The organism is Amycolatopsis taiwanensis DSM 45107 (assembly GCF_000519205.1).
Classification (GTDB): Bacteria; Actinomycetota; Actinomycetes; order Mycobacteriales; family Pseudonocardiaceae; genus Amycolatopsis_E; species Amycolatopsis_E taiwanensis.
Genome location: NZ_KI912602.1, coordinates 137,896 through 158,349, shown reverse-complemented (window position 1 = coordinate 158,349; position 20,454 = coordinate 137,896). Strand labels below are relative to the sequence as shown.

Annotated in this window: 13 protein-coding genes; 4 read left to right on the top strand and 9 right to left on the bottom strand. The window is 70.0% G+C overall.

Annotated features, from left to right (window positions below; translation table 11 throughout):
- Positions 1–148 precede the first annotated feature (148 nt).
- The 8 genes from A3CU_RS0142250 to A3CU_RS0142215 form a co-directional block, all read right to left on the bottom strand.
- A complete protein-coding gene (locus tag A3CU_RS0142250; protein ID WP_084144253.1) occupies positions 149–3,361 on the bottom strand; it encodes an arabinosyltransferase domain-containing protein in 3,213 nt (1,070 codons plus the stop codon).
- Between the two features lie 284 nt (positions 3,362–3,645).
- Entirely contained in the window at positions 3,646–4,365 is a 720-nt protein-coding gene (locus A3CU_RS0142245) for an adenosylcobinamide-GDP ribazoletransferase (protein ID WP_027947320.1), read from the bottom strand.
- Positions 4,366–4,396: 31 nt separating this feature from the next.
- Positions 4,397–5,413, bottom strand: coding sequence for a nicotinate-nucleotide--dimethylbenzimidazole phosphoribosyltransferase (cobT, locus tag A3CU_RS0142240; RefSeq protein WP_027947319.1), 1,017 nt, complete (start codon positions 5,411–5,413; stop codon positions 4,397–4,399).
- On the bottom strand, positions 5,410–6,024 hold the full coding sequence (locus tag A3CU_RS0142235; protein ID WP_027947318.1) for a bifunctional adenosylcobinamide kinase/adenosylcobinamide-phosphate guanylyltransferase: 615 nt from the start codon (positions 6,022–6,024) through the stop codon (positions 5,410–5,412). The genes cobT and A3CU_RS0142235 overlap by 4 nt, the downstream gene beginning before the upstream one ends.
- Positions 6,025–6,263: 239 nt before the next feature.
- Positions 6,264–7,715 carry a glutamate synthase subunit beta gene (locus A3CU_RS0142230; RefSeq protein ID WP_027947317.1) on the bottom strand — a complete coding sequence of 484 codons (1,452 nt, stop codon included), beginning with the start codon at positions 7,713–7,715 and terminating at the stop codon, positions 6,264–6,266.
- The gene (gltB, locus tag A3CU_RS0142225) at positions 7,708–12,237 is read right to left on the bottom strand and encodes a glutamate synthase large subunit (RefSeq protein WP_027947316.1); all 4,530 of its coding nucleotides are present in this window, start codon (positions 12,235–12,237) and stop codon (positions 7,708–7,710) included. The genes A3CU_RS0142230 and gltB overlap by 8 nt, the downstream gene beginning before the upstream one ends.
- 454 nt (positions 12,238–12,691) lie before the next feature.
- Positions 12,692–12,967 (bottom strand): hypothetical protein, encoded by a 276-nt coding sequence (locus A3CU_RS0142220; RefSeq protein ID WP_027947315.1) that lies wholly within the window; start codon positions 12,965–12,967, stop codon positions 12,692–12,694.
- A 241-nt stretch (positions 12,968–13,208) separates the two neighbouring features.
- Positions 13,209–13,772 (bottom strand): hypothetical protein, encoded by a 564-nt coding sequence (locus tag A3CU_RS0142215; protein WP_027947314.1) that lies wholly within the window; start codon positions 13,770–13,772, stop codon positions 13,209–13,211.
- 110 nt (positions 13,773–13,882) lie between these two features.
- On the opposite strand from A3CU_RS0142215, the gene A3CU_RS0142210 reads away from it, so the two are divergent.
- The 3 genes from A3CU_RS0142210 to A3CU_RS0142200 are packed head-to-tail and all read left to right on the top strand — an operon-like array spanning position 13,883 to position 16,279.
- Positions 13,883–15,088, top strand: a complete 1,206-nt coding sequence (locus tag A3CU_RS0142210) for a sensor histidine kinase (RefSeq protein WP_245617563.1) — start codon at positions 13,883–13,885, stop codon at positions 15,086–15,088.
- Positions 15,085–15,783 (top strand): response regulator, encoded by a 699-nt coding sequence (locus A3CU_RS49460; protein WP_052373158.1) that lies wholly within the window; start codon positions 15,085–15,087, stop codon positions 15,781–15,783. Before A3CU_RS0142210 ends, A3CU_RS49460 begins: the two co-directional genes overlap by 4 nt.
- Positions 15,784–15,841: 58 nt before the next feature.
- Positions 15,842–16,279, top strand: a complete 438-nt coding sequence (locus A3CU_RS0142200) for an SRPBCC family protein (RefSeq protein ID WP_052373156.1) — start codon at positions 15,842–15,844, stop codon at positions 16,277–16,279.
- 403 nt (positions 16,280–16,682) lie between these two features.
- On the opposite strand, the gene A3CU_RS0142195 is transcribed toward A3CU_RS0142200, so the two are convergent.
- Positions 16,683–17,480, bottom strand: coding sequence for a 2-keto-4-pentenoate hydratase (locus tag A3CU_RS0142195; RefSeq protein WP_027947311.1), 798 nt, complete (start codon positions 17,478–17,480; stop codon positions 16,683–16,685).
- Between the two features lie 121 nt (positions 17,481–17,601).
- On the opposite strand from A3CU_RS0142195, the gene A3CU_RS0142190 reads away from it, so the two are divergent.
- The gene (locus A3CU_RS0142190; RefSeq protein WP_052373155.1) at positions 17,602–20,394 is read left to right on the top strand and encodes an FAD-binding and (Fe-S)-binding domain-containing protein; all 2,793 of its coding nucleotides are present in this window, start codon (positions 17,602–17,604) and stop codon (positions 20,392–20,394) included.
- Positions 20,395–20,454 lie beyond the last annotated feature (60 nt).

Here is a 20,454-nt window from a genome sequence, read left to right as displayed (position 1 = left end):
CGGGAACGTGGGACTCGCGCGTCGGGAACGTGGGACTCGCGCGTCGGGAACGTGGGACTCGCGCGTCGGGAACGTGGGACTCGCGCTGGGGAAAGAGAAGACCTCCTGACCGGGGTGCGGTCAGGAGGTCTTCGAGGAGTTGCCGGTATCAGTGGGTCGCGGTGGATCCGTTCGGTTGTTGCGGGCCGGGCCCCGGTGACCACCAGCCCCACTGGACCTGCTGACCGCGCACCACGTGCGGCGCGACACCCTCGGTGTAGGGCTCGACCTGGATCAGCTTGCCCCACGACTGTCCCGGGTCGCCCTGCAGGTAGCTGGGCACCTCGGGCTCCTTGGCGACCTCCTCGAGCCAGCCGAGCGGTCCGCCGCCGATGTTGTCGGTGACGCCGGCTTCGGAGGACAAGTCGCCCGCCGTGATCCGGTAGGCGGGAATCTCCGTGATGCCATCATGCGAGACCACCGGGTTCATGCAGGGGTAGACGAACCCCGCCGGCCAGTCCGTGTACACCGGCGCGTTGCCGACACGCTGGGTGAGCGTGGTGAACGTCGGCAGGCGCGGCGCGCTGACGGCCACCCACCCGTCGTCGGTGACGTCGTCGTCGCGGGCCACCACGCGGACCACGGTCACGTCCTTCGGCAGGTCGCCGATCTGCACTCGCTGGTCGACCCAGGTCCACTTGCCCGCGTCGTCGCCGGTCTTCTGCGGCGTGCCGGCGCCGTTGCCCAGTACCTGCTCGGTCTTGACCACCCGGACGCCCTGCGGCGTTTGCGTGCCGAACTGCAGCGACACGTTCGTCGCCTTGTGCGGCGGAGCCGCCACCGCCACCGCGACCTGGTCACCGGAGCGGTCCTCCGGCAGCGCGAACCAGTCGGTGCGCAGCCGTCCCGTCGGGCCCTTGGTGTCGTTGTAGCTGCTCCACATCGGCACCGTCGAGAGAGTGAAGCCGTGCGGCGGTTCGCTCAGTGGGTCGCCGCCGTCGCCGCGCGGGTCGTCGTGGAAGCCGACGTCGGTCTTGCCGTTGTCCTGGTCCAGCGGGGGCAACGTGAAATTGGCCTGGGACGTCTGCTCTTCGGGCACCGTCGCGAGGTTCACCGGCTTGAGCACGCTGGACACCGGGTCCTGCTCGACCATCACGTGGTCGGACAGGTTGCAGCTGGTCGTGAACAGGTGGGACACGTTCGCCGCGCCCAGGCTGTAGCTGTGGGCCTGCTTCTGGATCGCCTTACCCATGCTGGCGAACTCGAACGCCACGACCAGACCACACACCACGACCAGGGAGATCGAACCGAGCCGTAGCGCGAGGCCGCGGCGCTCGGTCACCGGCGGGGGCAGGCCCGGTCGCTGGGCGCGCACGTTCTCCACGAACGCGACCACCGTCGCGACGGCCGCGGCGATCAGCAGCACGGTGGACAGGTGGATGCCGTGGAACGACGGCGCCTTGTCGAACCATGGCACGCCGATGCTGGACACGAACCAGTAGGCGTTCGGCCCGGTAGCGGCCAGCGCGGAGACCACGAGCAGCCCCGCGGTGAAGGCCGCCTGGTTGCGTTTGGACCGCAGCACCGTCGTGCTGGTCGCCAGCGCGGTCAGCGCGGCCATCGCCGAGCCGACCGCGGCGAACGCGCCGAAGTGGTGCGTCCACTTGGTCGGGGTCAGCGCGAGCAGCAGGAAGAACAGCGCGGTGGTGCCGATCAGCCGCCGGGCGGGGCCGAGCGCCGCGCCCTGGATCCGGCCCCGCCGCAGCAGGACGACCAGGCAGGCGCCGGTGCACAGGATGAGGAGCAGCACGGGGAAACGGCGGGTCATCGAGCCGTCCGCGCTATCGGCGAACAACAGCTCGTACCGGGAAAGCTCGTCGTACCACGGAAGGTTCGGCCCGACCTGGCCACGCAGCCGGGTCGCCTCGGCCACTGTGGCGAAGGTCTGGTCGGCGAAGACGACGATCAGCACGATCAACCCGGCGGCGGCGATCGGCGCGAGGACCGGTAGCCAGCCACCGTCGCGGGCGCGGGCGCGCAGCATCTGGAACAGCGGCCGGGCGGCGACCAGGAACGGCGCCACCGCGATCAGTGCGGTGGGCGTGGCGGCCAGCGCGAACGCGGCGCCGATCAGGCCGAGGCACAGGGGGAGCAGCCGACGGGTCACCAGCGTTCGTTCCACCGCGCAGAGCGCGATGAGCGAACCCAGCGCGGCCCACGGTTCGGGACGCACGCCGTTGTTGAACGGCATCCACCACACCAGGAACACCATGGCCGCCGCCCAGCCGGCAGCCCGGCTGTTGCGCATCCGCGTACCCAACCGCGGCATCACCTCGCGGCTGATCAGCAGCCAGCTGATCACGCCCAGCAGGAACGACGGGAGCCGGATCCACGGCGGCACCGTGGAGACCTGGGCCATCAGCTCGTAGATGTGGTCGTTCCAGCCGAACGGCGCCTCGGCGACGCCGAACCAGCGGTAGTAGTTGGTCAGGTAGCCGACTTGGTCGGCGACCCGGGCCATGGTGAGGATGTAGCCGTCGTCGGAGGTCACCGGGCCGATGAACACCCAGGCGCCGAGCGCGCCGACCACGGTCAGGTCGCGCGCGGTGAGCTTCCACCAGCCGATCGGCGCCCACCGGGGGGCGCTGCGGGCGCCCTTCGCGTCGAGCCGGTTCACCGCGACCAGGCAGCCGATCAGCGATAGCACGCCGAACACGCCGATGCCGACCTTCCAGCCCGTCGGCGAAGACTCGTAGCGCGTGTCCGGAGTGATCGACACGCTCAGCCCGTCAATGGGGTCCTTGGCGGAGGTGATGTCGGTGTAAATGCCGATCACACGGGCCCGGACGTCGCCGCCCGCGTCGTAGACCGGGGTGCCGGCGACCGTGAGTGTGGTGTGCGTCGCGGTCGAGCGGTATTCGATGTCACAGCCGGTGGCGGGCAACGGCTGGCGGGCCACCTGTTCGCCCCGGTTGAACGCGACGAGTTCGCCGTTTTCCACCCGCAACTGCATTCCCGCGCCGTTGCCGGTGCGCGCGCCCGGGACCGTGGAGAACAGCAGCGCACCGCCGGGCTGGCGTGCGCCGATGGACTCGATCGTCCGGCACGGCACGGTGACCTGCATGTCCTGCGCCCAGTACCCGGTCAGCGGGGCGTTCACCGCCCGGGTGTCACTGCCCACGGGCCACACGATCCGCGCGGTGTCCTGTACCACCGGCAGCAGTGGATACGCGATCGCGGAGGCGGCGGCGAACAAGCCGAGCACGATGGCCAGCGTCCGCCAGAGGAGGGTTCGCGGCCGGCTCACGTCCGCGGTCTGCGGCGTCGGCTGATCTTCCGCGGTCACCTCGGTGCGGGTTACGGTTGATGTCCTGCTGGCCATCCACATTGAACGAACGCTATCGCCTTGGGGGGTCGGGGTTTCGTCGGGCTCGATGCTCACCGCATTATGCCCGCTTACTTGCGGTGAACCTGGCCAGGTGCGTGGCGGCCGGCCGGTCCGGGCGGGGCGGGGCGGGTGACACGGAGTGGCTCGGTTCGTTCATGGGGCCATTCTGTGCTTGCCGGCCACGTAAGCGCGGTCAGGCCCGCCAGGTCGGCGAGTCGTCGCCCGGTCCGGGCGGTTTTCGGCGATTCGCGCGGTTGGAGGGCCATTCGACAACACAGTCAGGCGCAGAGGGCGACGAGGGCGGCGGTGAAGGCGCTTTCCACGCAGGCGCCCAGAACGTCGCCGGTGATACCGCCGAACCGGCGGACACAGCGCCAACACACCAACCCGCCAACGAGGTAGGCGACCGCCACGGCCAGTGGTCCCCGCCACCACGGCCAGCCGGGAACCACGGCGGCCAGTGCCGCGGCGAGCAGGAAGACCAGCGCGGCCACGGCGACCGGCACGGCTCCGGCCACCGTGGCGCCCAGCCCCTCCGGGCGCGCCGCGGGCAGGCCCCGCGCGCAGCAGGCGGAGAGCACGCACCGGCCGGCGATGACGGCGACCCCGGCCGTCGCCGCCCCGTGCCCCGCGCCGATCGCGCCCGCCAACGCTCCACATTGGACGATCAGGAGCAGAGTCACCGTGGCGACCCCCGCCGGACCGGAGTCGCCGCGTCGCATGATTTCCAGGGCACGCTCACGGTCGTAGGAGGCAGCGAGCCCGTCTGCGGTGTCGGCGAGCCCGTCCAGATGCAGTCCCCGGCTGCCCAGGGCGACCAGGCCGACCGCCAGCGCGGCGGAAACCAGTGGGGGCAGCGGAAGCAGCGTCGTCGCCGCGGCCAGGACGGCCAGCGGTACCACCGCCAGCGGTGCGAGCACCATCGCGCCGGCCGCCACCCGGCGGTTGATCACCCTCGGTGGCTTCACCGGCAACGCCGTCAGCGTGCCCACCGCCATCCGCAACGCGTTCACTTCTCGCACCGGCAGCTCAACCGAGGTCGGCCAGCAGGCCCATCTCGGCCAGGACGGCGCGGGCGGCGCGGAGGGTGGGGACGGCCTGGACGGCGCCGCTGCCCTCGCCCAGCCGCAGCCCGAGGTCGAGGACCGGCGTCAGGCCCAGCGCGTCCAGGGCGAGGGAGTGGGACGGTTCGGCCGAGCGGTGCCCGGCCAGCCACCACCGCGCGGCAGCCGGCTCGATCCGGTGTGCCACCAGCGCCGCCGCGCCCGAGAACACCCCGTCCAGCAGCACCGGCACCCCGCGTGCGGCGGCCTGTACCAGGAAGCCCGCGGTCGCCGCGGCGCACGCGCTGCCCAGCGTCGTGAGCAGGGAGAACGGGTCGGCGATCCGGCCGGCGGAGCGGGTCAGCGCGGCGGTGACCACGTCGACCTTGTGCGCCCGCCCCGCCGGGTCGATTCCGGTGCCGGTGCCCACCACCTCCTCGGCGGGCAGGTCGAGACAGGCGGCGACCAGCGCGGCGGCCACCGTCGTGTTGCCGATGCCCATGTCCCCGGGGATCACCAGGTCCGCGCCCGCGTCGACCTCCTCGTCGGCCACCGCCCGGCCCGCGGCGTAGGCGCGTTCGGCCTCGCCCGGCGCCAGCGCGTCGGCGGTGTCGATCGCGCCCGAGCCGCGGCGGATCTTGTGTGCCCGCACGGCTTCCGGCACGCCGTCGAGATCGTCGTCCACCGCGATGTCCAGCACCCGCACCCGGGCGCCGACCTGCCGCGCCAGCACGTTGACACCGCTCTTGCCGGCCAGGAACACCCGCACCATCGCCGCGGTGACTTCCCGCGGATACGCCGACACATTCCGAACCCCGTGGTCCCCGGCGAAGATCACCACCCGGACGTCGTCCAGCGGGCGCGGCGGCACCACGCCGTGCGCGGCGGACAGCCAGGCCGCGAGGTCTTCCAGCCTGCCCAGCGCGCCGACCGGCTTGACCAGCGCGTCCAGGCGGGTCCGTGCCGCGGCGTAGGCATCGGCGTCCGGCACCGGAAACCTCATTGATATGCCCGTTCCCGCAACCGCACCACGCGCCCGGCCATCACCAGTTGCACGCTGTCGACCAGCGCGCCGACCCGGTTGTTCAACGTTCCCAGGACGTCGCGGAACACGCGGCCGGAGAACGTTGCGGGCACCACGCCCATGCCGGCCTCGTTGCTGACGACGACCACCGGCACGTGGGCCGCCGAGAACGCGGCGAGGAAATCCTCCATGCGCTCGTCCAGCCGCAGTTCCCAGCCGTCGGCCGCGTCCCACGCGCCGACCTCGCCCAGCACCTGGCTCACCCAGGTGCCGAGGCAGTCGATGAGCAAGGGTCTGGAGGCCTTGCGCAGGGTGGTCGCGAGGTCGGTGGTCTCCAGGGTCCGCCAGTTGCCCGGCCGCCGGGCACGGTGCCGCGCGATGCGCTCGGCCCACTCCGGGTCGCCGTTCCCGGCCGGCGGGCCGGGCGCGACGTAAACCACCTCCGGATGGGGCGCCATCAGGCGTTCCGCGTGCCTCGACTTGCCCGAGCGGACCCCGCCGAGTACGAGCACCTTGGTGTCGCCGCCGCGGCGAAGCAGCCGGGCGGTGGCCTCCAGCGAGGCCGCGAGCCGCTGGGTCAGCATCGTCATAGGGGGCATTCTGCTGTACGCAGGAGAGCGCGCGGGGAAAGATCCGGTTACCGTGCTGACGCGTGTCCCACGTTCCCGTCGTGCGTGTCCCACGTTCCCGTCGTGCGTGTCCCACGTTCTGGTCGCGCGAGTTCCGCGTTCCGGTCGACCGGAGTGTGGAACTCGCGTTACGGGAGTGTGGGACTCGCGTTACGGGAGTGTGGGACTCGCGTTACGGGAGTGTGGGACTCGCGCGGTAGTCACGAAATCGGCCGGTCGGTGGGCGCGATCGGCGAAGGCAGCGGGGAGCCCCCCATCAGGTAGGCGTCCACCGCGGCCGCCGCGGACCGGCCCTCGGCGATGGCCCAGACGATCAGCGACTGGCCGCGGCCCATGTCACCGGCGACGAACACCTTGTCCACACTCGTCTTGAACGAGGCGTCACGGGCCACGTTGCCGCGTGCGTCCAGCGCCACGTCCAACTCGGCAAGCAGGCCCTCGCGCTGCGGGCCCACGAAACCCATGGCCAGCAGGACCAACTGGGCGGGCAGCTCCCGCTCGGTGCCCTCGACCGGCACGAACCGGCCGTCCTCGTTGCGGACCTCGGCCAGCCGCAACGCACGCACGGCGCCGTCCTCGCCGGGCAGGAACTCCTGCGTGTTGACCGAGTAGAGCCGGTCCCCGCCTTCCTCGTGCGCCGAGGACACCCGGTAGATCATCGGGTACGTCGGCCACGGGTGCGCCGCCGAACGGTGCTCCGGCGGCCTCGGCATGATCTCCAGCTGGGTCACCGAAGCCGCGCCCTGCCGGTGCGCCGTGCCGACGCAGTCCGCGCCGGTGTCACCGCCGCCGATGACCACGACCTGCTTTCCCTCGGCGGAAATCGGCGATTCCGCCAGCTCACCGGCGGAAACCCGGTTGGCAGGCGGCAGGTATTCCATGGCCTGATGGACGCCGGGCAGGTCCCGGCCCGGAATCGGCAGGTCCCGCCACGCCGTCGCGCCGCCCGCGAGCAGCACGGCGTCGAACGACGAAAGCAGGTCCGCGGTCGGCACATCCACACCGACGTTGACCCCGGCCCGGAATTCGGTGCCCTCCGCGCGCATCTGGTCCAGCCGCCGGTCCAGCCGCCATTTCTCCATTTTGAACTCGGGAATCCCGTACCGCAGGAGCCCGCCGATCGCATCCGCCCGCTCGAACACGGTCACCGTGTGCCCGGCACGGGTCAGCTGCTGCGCGGCGGCCAGACCCGACGGACCGGACCCCACCACGGCGACCGTCCGGCCGGTGCGGGCCGACGGCCGGACGGGACGGATCCACCCGGATTCCCAGGCACGGTCGACGATCGAGAGCTCAACGCGCTTGATCGTGACCGGATCGTCGTTTATACCGAGCACGCAAGCGGTCTCGCACGGGGCCGGGCACAACGTCCCGGTGAACTCCGGGAAGTTGTTCGTCGCATGCAGCCGTTCGCTCGCGTCCTGCCAATCCTGGTTCCACACCAGGGTGTTCCACTCCGGGATCAGGTTGCCCAGCGGGCAACCCTGATGGCAGAACGGAATCCCGCAGTCCATGCACCGGCTCGCCTGCTTCTCCAGGCGGTCGGTGGGGAAGTCCTGGTAGACCTCGTGCCAGTCCTGCAGGCGAAGAAACACGGGCCGGCCCTTCGGGGTCTCCCGGCGCGTGGTCAGAAAACCCTTCGGGTCACCCATGAGCCGCCTCCATGATCGCTTCGTTCACATCGCGGCCATCCCGTTCGGCGGCCGCCTGCGCGTGCAGCACGCGCTTGTAGTCCTTCGGCATCACCTTGCCGAACCGTTCCACCGCAACGTCCCAGTCGGCCAGCAACACGCGCGCCACCGCGGATTGCGTTGCCACGTAATGCCGTTCCACCGTTTCCCGCAGGAATTCGATGTCCTCGTCGTCGAGCGGGTCGAGGTCCACCATTTCCCGGTTGACCCGGACTCCGGCCAGATCGAGCACGTACGCGATGCCACCGGACATGCCGGCCGCGAAGTTCCGCCCGGTCGGCCCGAGCACCACGACCCGGCCGCCGGTCATGTACTCGCACCCGTGGTCGCCCACGCCCTCGACGACCGCGACCGCGCCGGAATTCCGCACACAGAACCGCTCACCGACCTTGCCCCGCAGGAAGATCTCGCCACCGGTCGCGCCGTAGCAGATCACGTTGCCGGCGATGATGTGCTCCTCGGCGGCGAACGTGGCATCGCGTGGCGGCCGGACGACGATCCGCCCGCCGGACAGGCCCTTGCCCACGTAGTCGTTGGCGTCACCGAACAACCGCAACGTGATCCCGCGTGGCAGGAACGCGCCGAAGGACTGGCCGGCCGTGCCGGTGAACGTCACGTCGATCGTGTCGTCGGGGAGGCCTTCGCCGCCCCAGCGCTTGGTCAACTCCGAACCGAGCATGGTGCCGACGGTGCGGTTCACGTTGCGCACCGGCAGCTCCAGCCGCACCCGGTCGCCCGAGCTCAACGCGCCCTCGGCCAGCTGGATCAGCGTGTTGTCCAGTGCCTTGTCCAAGCCGTGGTCCTGCGCGACGGTCCGGTGCCGGGCCGCCCGTGGAGGCAGGTCGGGTACGTGGAAGATCGGCGAAAGGTCCAGCCCGGCCGCCTTCCAGTGGTCGATCGCACGTCGCTTGTCCAGCACCTCGGCGTGCCCGACGGCCTCGGCGATCGACCGGAAACCCAGGCGCGCCAGGTACTCCCGTACCTCCTGGGCGATGAACTCGAAGAAGTTCACCAGGTATTCGGCCTTGCCGTCGAACTTCTCGCGCAGCTTCGGGTTCTGCGTGGCCACCCCGACCGGGCAGGTGTCCAGGTGGCACACCCGCATCATGATGCAGCCCGACACGACCAGCGGCGCGGTGGCGAACCCGAACTCCTCGGCGCCCAGCAGCGCGGCGATCACCACGTCCCGTCCGGTCTTGAGCTGCCCGTCGGTCTGCACCACGATCCGGTCCCGCAACCGGTTGGCCAGCAGGGTCTGCTGGGTCTCGGCGAGCCCCAGCTCCCACGGGGCGCCCGCGTGCTTGATCGACGACAGCGGGGAAGCACCGGTTCCGCCGTCGTGGCCCGAGATGAGCACGACGTCGGCGTGCGCCTTGGAAACGCCCGCCGCGACCGTGCCGACGCCGACCTCCGACACCAGCTTCACGTGTATACGCGCGGCCGGGTTGGCGTTCTTCAGGTCGTGGATCAGCTGCGCCAGGTCCTCGATCGAGTAGATGTCGTGGTGCGGCGGCGGGGAGATGAGCCCGACTCCCGGCGTGGAATAGCGGGTTTTCGCGATCCACGGGTAAACCTTGGCGCCCGGCAGTTGCCCGCCCTCGCCGGGCTTGGCGCCCTGCGCCATCTTGATCTGGATGTCGTCGGCGTTGACCAGGTACTCGCTGGTCACGCCGAACCGTCCACTTGCGACCTGCTTCACCGCGGAACGGCGCTCGGGATCGTAGAGCCGGTCCGGGTCCTCGCCGCCTTCACCGGTGTTCGACTTGCCGCCGAGCCGGTTCATCGCGATCGCCAGGGTCTGGTGCATCTCCTGCGAGATCGAGCCGTAGGAGATGGCCCCGGTGGCGAACCGCTTGACGATCTCCGAGACCGGCTCGACCTCCTCGATCGGCACGGGTGGCCGCAGGCCCTCGGTGAACTCGAACAGCCCGCGCAGCGTCAGCAGCTTCTCGGACTGCTCATCGACCGCGCGGGTGTACTCCTTGAAGACCTCGTACTTTCCGGCGCGGGTGGAGTGCTGGAGCTTGAACACGGTGTGCGGATTGAACAGGTGCTGCTCGCCTTCGCGCCGCCACTGGTAGTCCCCGCCCGTTTCCAGCTCGCGGTGGGTCGCCCGGCGCCCGTCGCGCGGGTAGGCGTGCCGGTGCCGCTGCGCGACTTCCTCGGCCAGTGTGTCGAACCCGACGCCGCCGAGACGCGATGTGGTTCCGGTGAAGCAGGCGTCGACGACCTCTTCGCCGAGACCGATCGCCTCGAAGATCTGCGCTCCGGTGTAGGAGGCCACTGTGGACACTCCCATCTTCGACATGGTCTTGCGCACGCCCTTGCCCAGCGCCTTGATCAGGTTCCGGGTGGCCTGTTTCGGGGTGACGCCGCCGATCTTGCCCTGGCCGGCCAGCTCCTCGACGGTGGCCATCGCCAGGTACGGGTTCACCGCGGCCACCCCGTACCCGATGAGCAGCGCGATGTGGTGCACCTCGCGGGCGTCGGCGGCCTCCACGATCAGGCCGACCTGGGTGCGGGTCTTCCGCCGGATCAGGTGGTGGTGCACCGCACCGGCGAGCAGCAGCGACGGGATCGCGGCATGCCGGTCGTCGGCGCCGCGGTCGGAGAGCACGATCAGGCGGGCGCCGTCGGCGATCGCCTCGGACACCTCGGTGCGGATCTCGTCGAGCCGGCGCACCAGCGCCCTGCCGCCACCGTCCACTTCGAACAGACCGGGCACGGTGACCGACTGGAACTCGGGCAGGTCGCCGTCGTCGTTGATGTGCACGAGCTTGGCCAGCTCGTCGTTGTCCAGCACCGGGAAGGGCAGCACGATCTTGCGGCAGTGCTTCGGCCCGGCTTCCAGGAGGTTCGGTTCGGCGCCCAGCTGCGTGCCCAGCGAGGTCACCAGTTCCTCCCGGATCGCGTCCAGCGGCGGGTTGGTGACCTGCGCGAACAGCTGGGTGAAGTAGTCGAAGAGCTGCCGCGGCCGGCTGGAGAGGGTGGCCAGCGGCGAGTCGTTGCCCATCGATCCGATCGGCTCGGCGCCGGTGCGGGCCATCGGTTCCAGCAGGGTCTCCAGCTCTTCTGCGGTGTACCCGGCGGCCTGCTGGCGCTGCACCAGCGACGCATGCGTGGGCATTTCGCGGTCGCGCTCGGGCAGTTCCTCCAGGTGGAGCAGCCCGGCGCCGAGCCATTCGCCGTACGGGTGTTCGGCGGCCAGTTCGCTCTTGATCTCGTCGTCGTCGACGATCCGCCCGGCCGCGGTGTCCACCAGGAACATCCGGCCCGGTTCGAGGCGGCCCTTGCGCACGATGCTCGCCTGGTCGAGGTCCAGCACACCGACCTCGCTGGCCAGCACGACGAGCCCGTCCTCGGTGACCCAGTAGCGCGCCGGACGCAGGCCGTTGCGGTCCAGCACGGCGCCGATCTGTGTCCCGTCGGTGAACGCGACCAGCGCCGGGCCGTCCCACGGCTCCATCAGCGTCGAGTGGAACTCGTAGAAGGCCCGGCGCGCCGGGTCCATCTCTTCGTGGTTTTCCCACGCCTCCGGGATCATCATGAGCACCGCGTGCGGCAGGCTCCGGCCCCCGAGATGCAGCAGTTCGAGGACCTCGTCGAAGGACGCCGAGTCGCTCGCGCCGCGGGTGATGACCGGGTAAATCCGCGCCAGGTCACCGGGAACCAGGTCGCTGGCGAGCATCGACTCGCGCGCGTCCATCCAGTTCCGGTTGCCCCGCAACGTGTTGATCTCGCCGTTGTGCGCGATGTAGCGGTAGGGGTGTGCCAGTGGCCACGACGGGAAGGTGTTGGTGGAGAACCTGGAGTGGACGAGGCCGATGGCGCTCGTCACCCGCTCGTCGCGCAGATCCGGGAAGAACCGCTCCACCTGAGGCTCGGTGAGCATTCCTTTGTAGACGATGGTGCGGGAGGACAGGCTGGGGAAGTAGACCCCCTCCGGCTCCAGCGCGTGCTCGGCCCGTTTGCGGACACAGAACGCGGCTCGTTCGAGCGCCAGTCCGGTGATGTTTTCGTTGCGGGGAGCGAGAAAGAGCTGCGTGAAGTGCGGCATGCAGGCCGCTGCGGTGCGCCCGATGCCCTCCGCGTCGACGGGCAGTTCGCGCCAGCCGAGGACACGCATGCCCTCCTCCGCGGCAATGCTCTCGACCGCGCTCATCGCGCGTCCGCGGTTCTTCGCGTCAGTGGGCAGAAAGGCCGTGCCCACCGCGTACCGGCCCGGCTTCGGTAATTCGAAATCGACCATCTCGCGGTAGAAGGCGTCCGGAACCTGGAGCAAAATGCCCGCTCCGTCCCCGGTTTCCGGTTCCGCCCCTCTTGCGCCACGATGCTCGAGATTGCGCAGTGCGACCAGCGCCTTGCGGACGATGTCGTGATCTCTCCGACCGGCAAGATCGGCGACGAAAGCTACTCCGCAGGCGTCGTGTTCGAACTGTGCGTCATACAAGCCTTCCGGCTTGTTCGGGCTGTGGCGGGTCACGGCTGGCCGCCTCCTCTGGCGTCGTCACCGCGAAGCCCTCCCCTGATGCGGGGCGTCCCAGCGGCATTCGCGGTGTGGGTGGTCAGTCGAGAAGAAACGTGCGAGTGGCCTGATCGTGGACAGGCAACGGTAGCGGCCAGGCGTCGATGGCCAGCCGTTCAGGTTTGGGGTATGTGCGCGCATGTTTGTCCCGGGGTCGCCGGTCTTATGACAGTAGTGTGAATTGACTGTCACCGAAATAGGCCGCCTGCATGCGTGGGAAATGCCACGTGAGAGTTGACGGACGGCGTTTGCTGGTATCCAGCGGGCTGACCTGCGTAAATATCCGCCGGCAGGTGCGTCGGATCGATCCACCGGCTGGCAGACGGTGACCAAGCCGTTACGAAAACATCATGACTATCGGCGGCGGCCCCGGCTACCCGCACATCGAATTAAACTGATCTTGAGTGTGGTGTCACATCGCATTTGACGCTCGGGTGAGAGTTGGGGAAAGTGCGGTGAAAGCGGCGCGGCCGGTGTCGGTGAGCACGGCCGGCACTCGCTCGCCCGGACGGCCGTCGTGGGCCGGCGCGATGAGGCCGAGGTTGGCCAGCCGGTGCGCGGTTGTCTGGTCGCAACAGGTCAGGCCGTCGAAGAACAGGTCCGGTTCGCTGCTACAGGTGATCTCGGCATGACCGGAGGCGACCGCCTTCAGCGTGGCTCTTTCCCGATGGTTCAATTCGACATCCATGGCCCCCGCCTCTCCCTCCGGCCGGGCCGGCGGCCGCGGCCGGGGAGTCTGGGTTTCCGCCTGAATTGCATTAAAACCGGCGGGCACCCCATCGTGGGTGGAGAGATTTGGCACAGTGCCTGGGTTTCCCGAGTCGTGGGACGCACCTTCGGGTGACTGTGACGGCCTTGCCTATGATCCTGTGTCGGTTCCCGGATGGTGGAACAGAAGGCGCGCGCGTGGGTGGCGCGAGCGCCACCGGTCATGGCTGGGGGGCGCGGGTCTTGCGGCGGAAGGTTTCCGTCCAGACCGGCCCGAGGAGAAGCCAGGCCACGGTGATGCCGCCGAGGCGGGGCATCCACTCCCACAGCGGCGCGACCTGTTGTGGTTCGCCCATGATGAAGATCGCGGCCAGGAGCAGGACTGCCGCGATCGCGCAGGACGCCACGCATTTGCCCCAGTCCAGCCACTCGCGCCGGATTTTCTCCCGGCCTTCGGGTTTGCGAGGTTTCGGGCCGTCGGCGAACCGGTGCGCGAACCGGCCGTCGGCCCAGCGGATCATGCTGGGGCCGAACACGATGCTGAAACCGAGATAGACGGCGGCGAGGCCGTGGGAGAAGTTCGCCGGGGTCCCGCGGGCCAGGTCGATCACGGAGGCGATGAGCACGGCGAGGTCGACCAGCGGCACGGCGGTCAGCAGCACGACGCTGGTCCGCGCCATCTTCATCGGGTACCGGGCGATCAGCCCACCCAGCAGGAACAGCCAGAAGGCGATCTCGCCGATGATGATCGCCAGCGTGGCGGGATGCTGCGCGAGGAAGTTCATGGCTTCATACTGGGCACGCCACCGGGTCGCGCGCGTCCGCGAAGAGCGTGACTGGGCACTCATCATTTCGGAGGACGCGGTCACCGCGGCGCTGTGGTGTCATCGGGTTCGTGCGCAAGGGGATCGGTAAGTCGGTCGTTGCGGCCTACCGGGCGTTACCGGCGTGGCGGCAGGACGGCGTGATCGCCGTGGTCACTTTCATGGTCGTGCTCGCGATCTACTTCACCGGGACCTACCGGCTGGCGCCCGGCGCGGACCGGGCCGGGCTGTGGGTGCGGCTGGTCGAGCTCGTCGCGCTGTGTGGCGCGCAGTTGCTGCGCCGCCGGGTGCCCGGCGGCATCCTCCTGGCCACCGCGGTGCTGGCGGCCGACCTCGCGCTCGGCGCGTCGCTACCGGTAGTCGTGGTCTATACCGATTTTCTCTACGCGGCGACCCTGTACGGCTCCCGGCTGGCCAGCCGGATCATGGTCGGGATCGCCGCGGTCGCGGTCGTGTTCCTGCTGGCCGTCACGGTCCTGCTGGCCCGGTCTTCGGAAGGTACTGTGCCCGCCGCGCTCGGGCTGCTGTCGCTGGTGATGGTTCCGGTGTGGTGGGCGATGAACGTGCGCGGCCAGCGTGAGGTCGCCGACAGTGAACGGGACCGTGCCAACCAGGTGGCGCGGATCGCCGAGCTCGACCGGCGGGCGGCGGTGGCCGCCGAGCGCGCGCGGATGGCACGTGATCTGCACGACATCGTCGCCGGTCACCTGTCGGCGATCGCGATCCAGTCCGAGGCGGTGCTGTCCATGGACGGCGATCCGCGGACCACCCGGTCCGTGCTGACCGCGGTGCGGGAGAACAGCCTGAGCGCTCTGGACGAGATGCGGGCCATGATCGACCTGTTACGCGTAGGGCTCGGTCCCGGTGAGGCGGAGGCGGAAACCACCGCGCCACCCCGGCTGGCCGACCTGTCCCGCCTCGTCCAATCCGCCGAGGCCGCCGGTACGGCGGTAGCCGTACGCTCCACTCTGGACATCGGAGTGCCCGCGGCGGTCGATCTCGCCGCCTATCGGATTGTCCAGGAGGCGCTGACCAACGCGGTCAAGCACGCGCCCGACGCTCGGGTCGAGGTCGACATCGGGCTCCGCGACGGCTCGCTGACCGTGGCCGTGGACAACGAGCTCGTTGGGCACGCCGCGCCCGTCGGCGACTGCGGGCACGGGCTGTCGACCATGCGCGAGCGGGCCGGGCTCGTCGGTGGCACACTCACCGCCGGCCCGGGCGGTCGCGGCTGGCTCGTCCGCGCCGAGTTTCCAGTGAAGAAGGGACGGGCGTGACGGTCAAGGTAGTGGTGGTCGACGATCACGGCGCGATCCGTGCCGGGCTCCGGCTCATCCTGGAAAACGCCGAGGGGATCGAGGTCGTCGGTGAGGCCGGCGACGGCATCACCGCGATCCGGCAGGTCCGCGCACTGCGCCCCCATGTCGCGCTGATGGACGTGCGGATGCCCGGCATGGACGGCATCACCGCGACCCGCGAACTCGTCGCCGAAGGCCAATGCGACGTGCTCGTGCTGACCACGTTCGACCTCGACGAGTACGTATACGGTGCGCTGCGTGCCGGGGCCGCCGGCTTCCTGCTCAAGTCCGTCGAGGCACCGCGGCTGATCGAGGCGGTGAAACTCGTCGCCGCGGGCGAAGGCGTGCTGGCACCACAGGTGACCCGCAAGCTCATCACCGCCTTTGCGCAAACGCGTGGCGAATCCGCGTTGTCACCCACCGCTCTGCACGAACTCACCGACCGTGAGCGTGACGTACTCGCTTGCCTCGGGACCGGCCTGTCCAACGCGCAGATCGCAACCCGCCTGCACATCGGTGAAACCACGGTCAAAACCCATGTGTCGCGTGTGCTGCGGAAGCTGAACCTGCGCTCGCGAGTGCAGGCGGCGATTCTGGCCCAAGAGAACGGGCTGGCCCACGACGAACGACGAGGCGTGGGTAACCGCGGTGCTGGTCCACCCGATCAGCAGTAGTTCTTCGGCCGGCCGGCTGGGCATGGTATGTACCAGCTGGCACACAGAAGGAGCGGCCATGCAGGTCATCGACATCACCGAAGAGGCCAAGGCGAAACCGGAGACCGTGCACGCACTGCTGCGGGACGGCGCTGTCTGGCCCACATGCTCGTCGCTGGGCTCGTTCGAGCTGGAATCCGAGGGCGAGACCGAACGGGAAGGAGTCGGCGCGGTACGCATCTTCAGGACCGGCCGCTACACCATGCGGGAGCGGATCGTCGAGAGCGTGCCCGGGTCCCGGTTCAGCTATGAGCTGCTTTCCGGGCTGGCCCTGCGCGGCTACCGCGCCGAAATCGACCTCACCCCGTTGGACACCGGTACGCGCATCCACTGGCGGTCGACGTTCCGCCCCAAGGTCCCCGGCACCGGCTGGCTCTACCGGCGAACGCTGCACCGGCTCATCAAGGGCCTTGTGCACGGCCTGGCCACGACGGCGGCGGCTCGCGCTGCCCAGTGACTGTTGAACTCGCGGGCCTGAACCGGGAACTCGCGGGCTTGAACCGGGGACACGGGCGCCTGAACCGGGAACTCAGGTGCCTGGACCGGAGACACGGGCGCCTAACCGGGGACACGCGGGCCTGAACCGGGAACTCGCGGGCTTGAATCGGGAACTCGCGGGCTTGAGCCGGGGACACGGGCGCCTGAACCGGGAACTCAGGTGCCTGGACCGGGAACTCAGGTGCCTGGACCGGAGACACGGGCACCTAACCGGGGACACGCGGGCCTGAATCGGGAACTCGCGAGCTTGAACCGGGGACACGGGCGCCTGAACCGGGAACTCGCGGGTCCGGAACGGGGGACTCGCGTGACGGGGGTGTGGGACTCGCGTGACGGGGGTGTGGGACTCGTGCGTGGGAGGGTCAGGTCGTGGCGTCGGCGGCGAACACGGCGGTGACGCCGCCCAGTGGGCCCATGTCGGCGAAGACGGCGTCGCCGGGACGGACGGGGAAGGCGCGGGTCATCGACCCGGGCAGGACGACGTGCCCGGGTTCGAGGTCGATGCCGAGCGGGCCGAGGGTGTTGGCCAGCCACACCAGGGCGTTCAGCGGTGAGCCGAGCACCGCGCCGCCCGCCCCGGTGGCCACCAGTTCGCCGCCGATGCGCAACGTGCAGCCGACCAGCCGCAGGTCGACCGAGGACAGCGGTGTCGGTTTGCTGCCCAGCACCACGCCGCCCGACGATGCGTTGTCCGCGATGGTGTCCACAATGGAGATCTTCCACTCCGTGATGCGCGAGTCCACGATCTCCAGCGCCGGCACCACGAAGTCCACCGCACGGATCGCGTCCGCCGCGGTCACGCCCGGTCCGGAGAGCCGCCCGGAGAGCACGAACGCGATCTCCGGTTCGATGCGGGGTTGCAGGAAGGCGCCGGCGTCGATCGGCAGATGCTCGAGGTGGAACATCCCGCCCAGCAGGTGGCCGTAGTCGGGCTGGTTCACGCCCATCTGCTGCTGCATGGCCGGCGAGCTCAGGCCCACCTTGTGGCCCTTGACCTGATCGCCCCGGCTGGTCCACACGCGCACCTGCTCCTGCTGGATGCGGTACGCGTCGGCCACCGTCGCGCCGGGATGGGTCTCGATGATCGGGGCGATCGGTTCGCCCTTTTCGTGGGCCAGCAGCAACTTCTCGGCCGCTTCACGCACCTGTGTCGGTTCCACGACGACGGACTCTGCCCGGGTGCGCCGGGTTCGGGCAAGCCGGCTGTCCCACTGGGTGGCACACCCGGGGCAGGGAAGCGCAGCCGTGGCAGCCCTATCCAGGGGACATTACCGTTAATCCATGCGCGAGAAACTGCGTCAACGGCTCGGCGAGGCCGTGTCGTTCGATCCTGGGACCCTCGCGCTCTACACCGCCGACGCCTCCAACTACCGGCACGTGCCGGTCGGCGTGCTGCTCCCGAGAACCGTGGACGAGGTGGTGGCCGCGGTCGCCGCCTGCCGGGAGGCCGGGGTGCCGGTGATCGCGCGCGGCGGCGGCACCAGCATCGCGGGCAACGCGATCGGCCCGGGGTTGGTGCTGGACACCTCCCGCTACCTGACCGGGGTGCGCGAGGAAGCCGGGCACCTGGCCCGGGTGGCACCCGGCACGGTGCTCGACGACCTGCAGGCGGTGGCCGCTCCGCACGGCCTGCGGTTCGGGCCGGACCCGTCCACGCACAGCCGCTGCACGATCGGCGGGATGATCGGGAACAACTCGTGCGGCTCCCACTCGGTCGCGTGGGGGCGCACGGCCGACAACCTGGAGAGCATGGAGGTGCTGCTCCCCGACGGTACCCGGCTGACCGCCGGGGCGGCCTCACGGTCCGAAATGGACAGGCGGGCGCGACTGCCGGGCACCGAGGGCCGGGTCTACCGGGAACTGCTGGATCTCGTCGACGGCAACCTCGCCTTGCTGCGCACCGAGCTGGCGACCTGGGGGCGGCGCGGTTCCGGGTACGGCTTGGAACACCTGTTGCCGGAGAACGGGTTCAACCTCGCGCGGGCGCTGACCGGCAGCGAGGGAACCTGCGTGACCGTGCTAGACGCGACGGTTCGGCTCGTCGCCCTGCCGCGACACAAGGCGCTCGCGGTGCTCGGCTTCAGCTCCGACGTCGCCGCCGCGGACGCCGTGTCCGAGATCCTGAAGTGGTCGCCGCTGACCGTGGAGGGGCTGGACATCGGCATCGTCGGCCTGGTGCGGGACGGCTCCGCGCTGCCGGAGGGCCGGGCCTGGCTGATGGTGGAGCTGCCCGGCGAGGAGCCCGGCGAGCCCGCACACCGGGCCGGCGAGCTGGCCAAGGCGCTCGCCGACCGGCTGACCGGGCACACCGTGCTCACCGATCCGGTCGAGCAGGGGCGGTTGTGGCGTATCCGCGAGGAGGGCGCGGGGCTGTCCACTCGCATGGCGGACGGCTCGGAGGCTTGGCCGGGCTGGGAGGACGCGGCGGTGCCACCGGAGAACCTCGGCGCCTACCTGCGTGAGCTGAAGGCGCTGATCGCCCGTCACGGCCGGAAAACCCTGGTGTACGGCCATTACGGGGAGGGTTGCCTGCACATGCGGATCGACTTCGACCTGCTGTCCCGGCCCGGGATCGCCGGTTTCCGGTCGTTCCTGGAAGACGCCGCGGATCTCGTCGCGGCGCACGGCGGGTCGCTCTCCGGCGAGCACGGCGACGGTCAGGCCCGGTCCGAGTTGCTGCCCCGCGTGTACAGCCCGGAGATGCTGAGGTTGTTCGCGCGGTTCAAGGGGATCTTCGACCCGGACGGGATGATGAACCCCGGGGTGCTGGTCGATCCGCGACCGGTGGACACCGACCTGCGGGTCCGGCGGGCGCCGCGCGAGATCGAGTCGGTGACCGTGTTCGGCTACCCGCGCGACCACGGCAGTTTCGGTGAGGCGATGCGGCGCTGTGTCGGCGTCGGCAAGTGCCGCAACACGGGTGGCGGCGGGGTGATGTGCCCGAGTTACCGGGTCACCCGGGACGAGAAGCATTCCACGCGCGGGCGGGCGCACCTGCTCGCCGAGATGATCAACGGGGAGCTGGTCAGGGACGGCTGGCGCTCACGCGAGGTGCTTGACGCGCTCGACTTGTGCCTGTCCTGCAAGGGATGCCTGTCGGACTGTCCGGTCGATGTCGACATGGCGACCTACAAGGCGGAGTTCCTTCACCAGCACTACCGTGGTCGGGTGCGGCCCGCGTCGCACTACTCGCTGGGCTGGCTGCCGATGTGGCTGCGGGTTTCCGCGCTCTCGCCCACGGCGGCGAACCGCCTGGCGCCGATGCTGAAACGGATCGCCGGTATCGCGCCCGAGCGCCGGCTGCCCGTCTTCGCCAAGCGCCCGTTCACGCGTGACCGCCGGGATCTCCGCCGCCGTACCGGAGCGCGGCCGGTGCTGCTGTGGCCGGACACGTTCAACAACTTCTTCACCCCGCAGATCCTGCACGCGGCCACCGGGGTGTTGACGTTGGCCGGGTACGACGTCGCGCTGCCGGACCGGTCTGTCTGTTGTGGACTGACGTGGGTGTCCACCGGGCAGCTCGGCATCGCCCGGCGCGTGCTGGCACGGACCCTGTCGGTGTTGCGCCCCCATCTCGACGCGGGATACGAGGTGGTCGGGCTGGAACCAAGCTGCACCGCGCTGTTCCGCGGAGACCTGGAGAACTTGCTGCCCGGCGACGAGACCGCCGAACTGCTCGCGGCGCGCACGCGCACGTTCGCGGAACTGGTCGCCGACGCCGAACTGCCGCTGCGTGATCTCGGCGTGGACGCGATCACCCAGGTGCACTGCCACCAGCACGCCGTGCTCGGCTTCGACGCCGACGAGCGCCTGATGGCCAGGGCCGGTATCCGGAACACCACCCTGGACTCCGGGTGTTGCGGTCTGGCGGGGAACTTCGGGTTCGAGCGCGGCCACTACGAGGTTTCCCTCGCCTGCGCGGAGGATCGCATGCTGCCCGCGGTTCGGCAGGCAAGCCCCAGCACCGTGGTCATCGCCGACGGGTTCAGCTGCCGGACCCAGATCGCTCAGACGTCCGCGAAGACCCCCGTGCACCTGGCGGAACTGCTGCGGCGGTCGGTTTCGGAGAAATGAAACGTGTGCTGCTCCTCACCTTGCCGGGCAGGGTGGTGCCCTTCACGCCTTGTGCTCGCG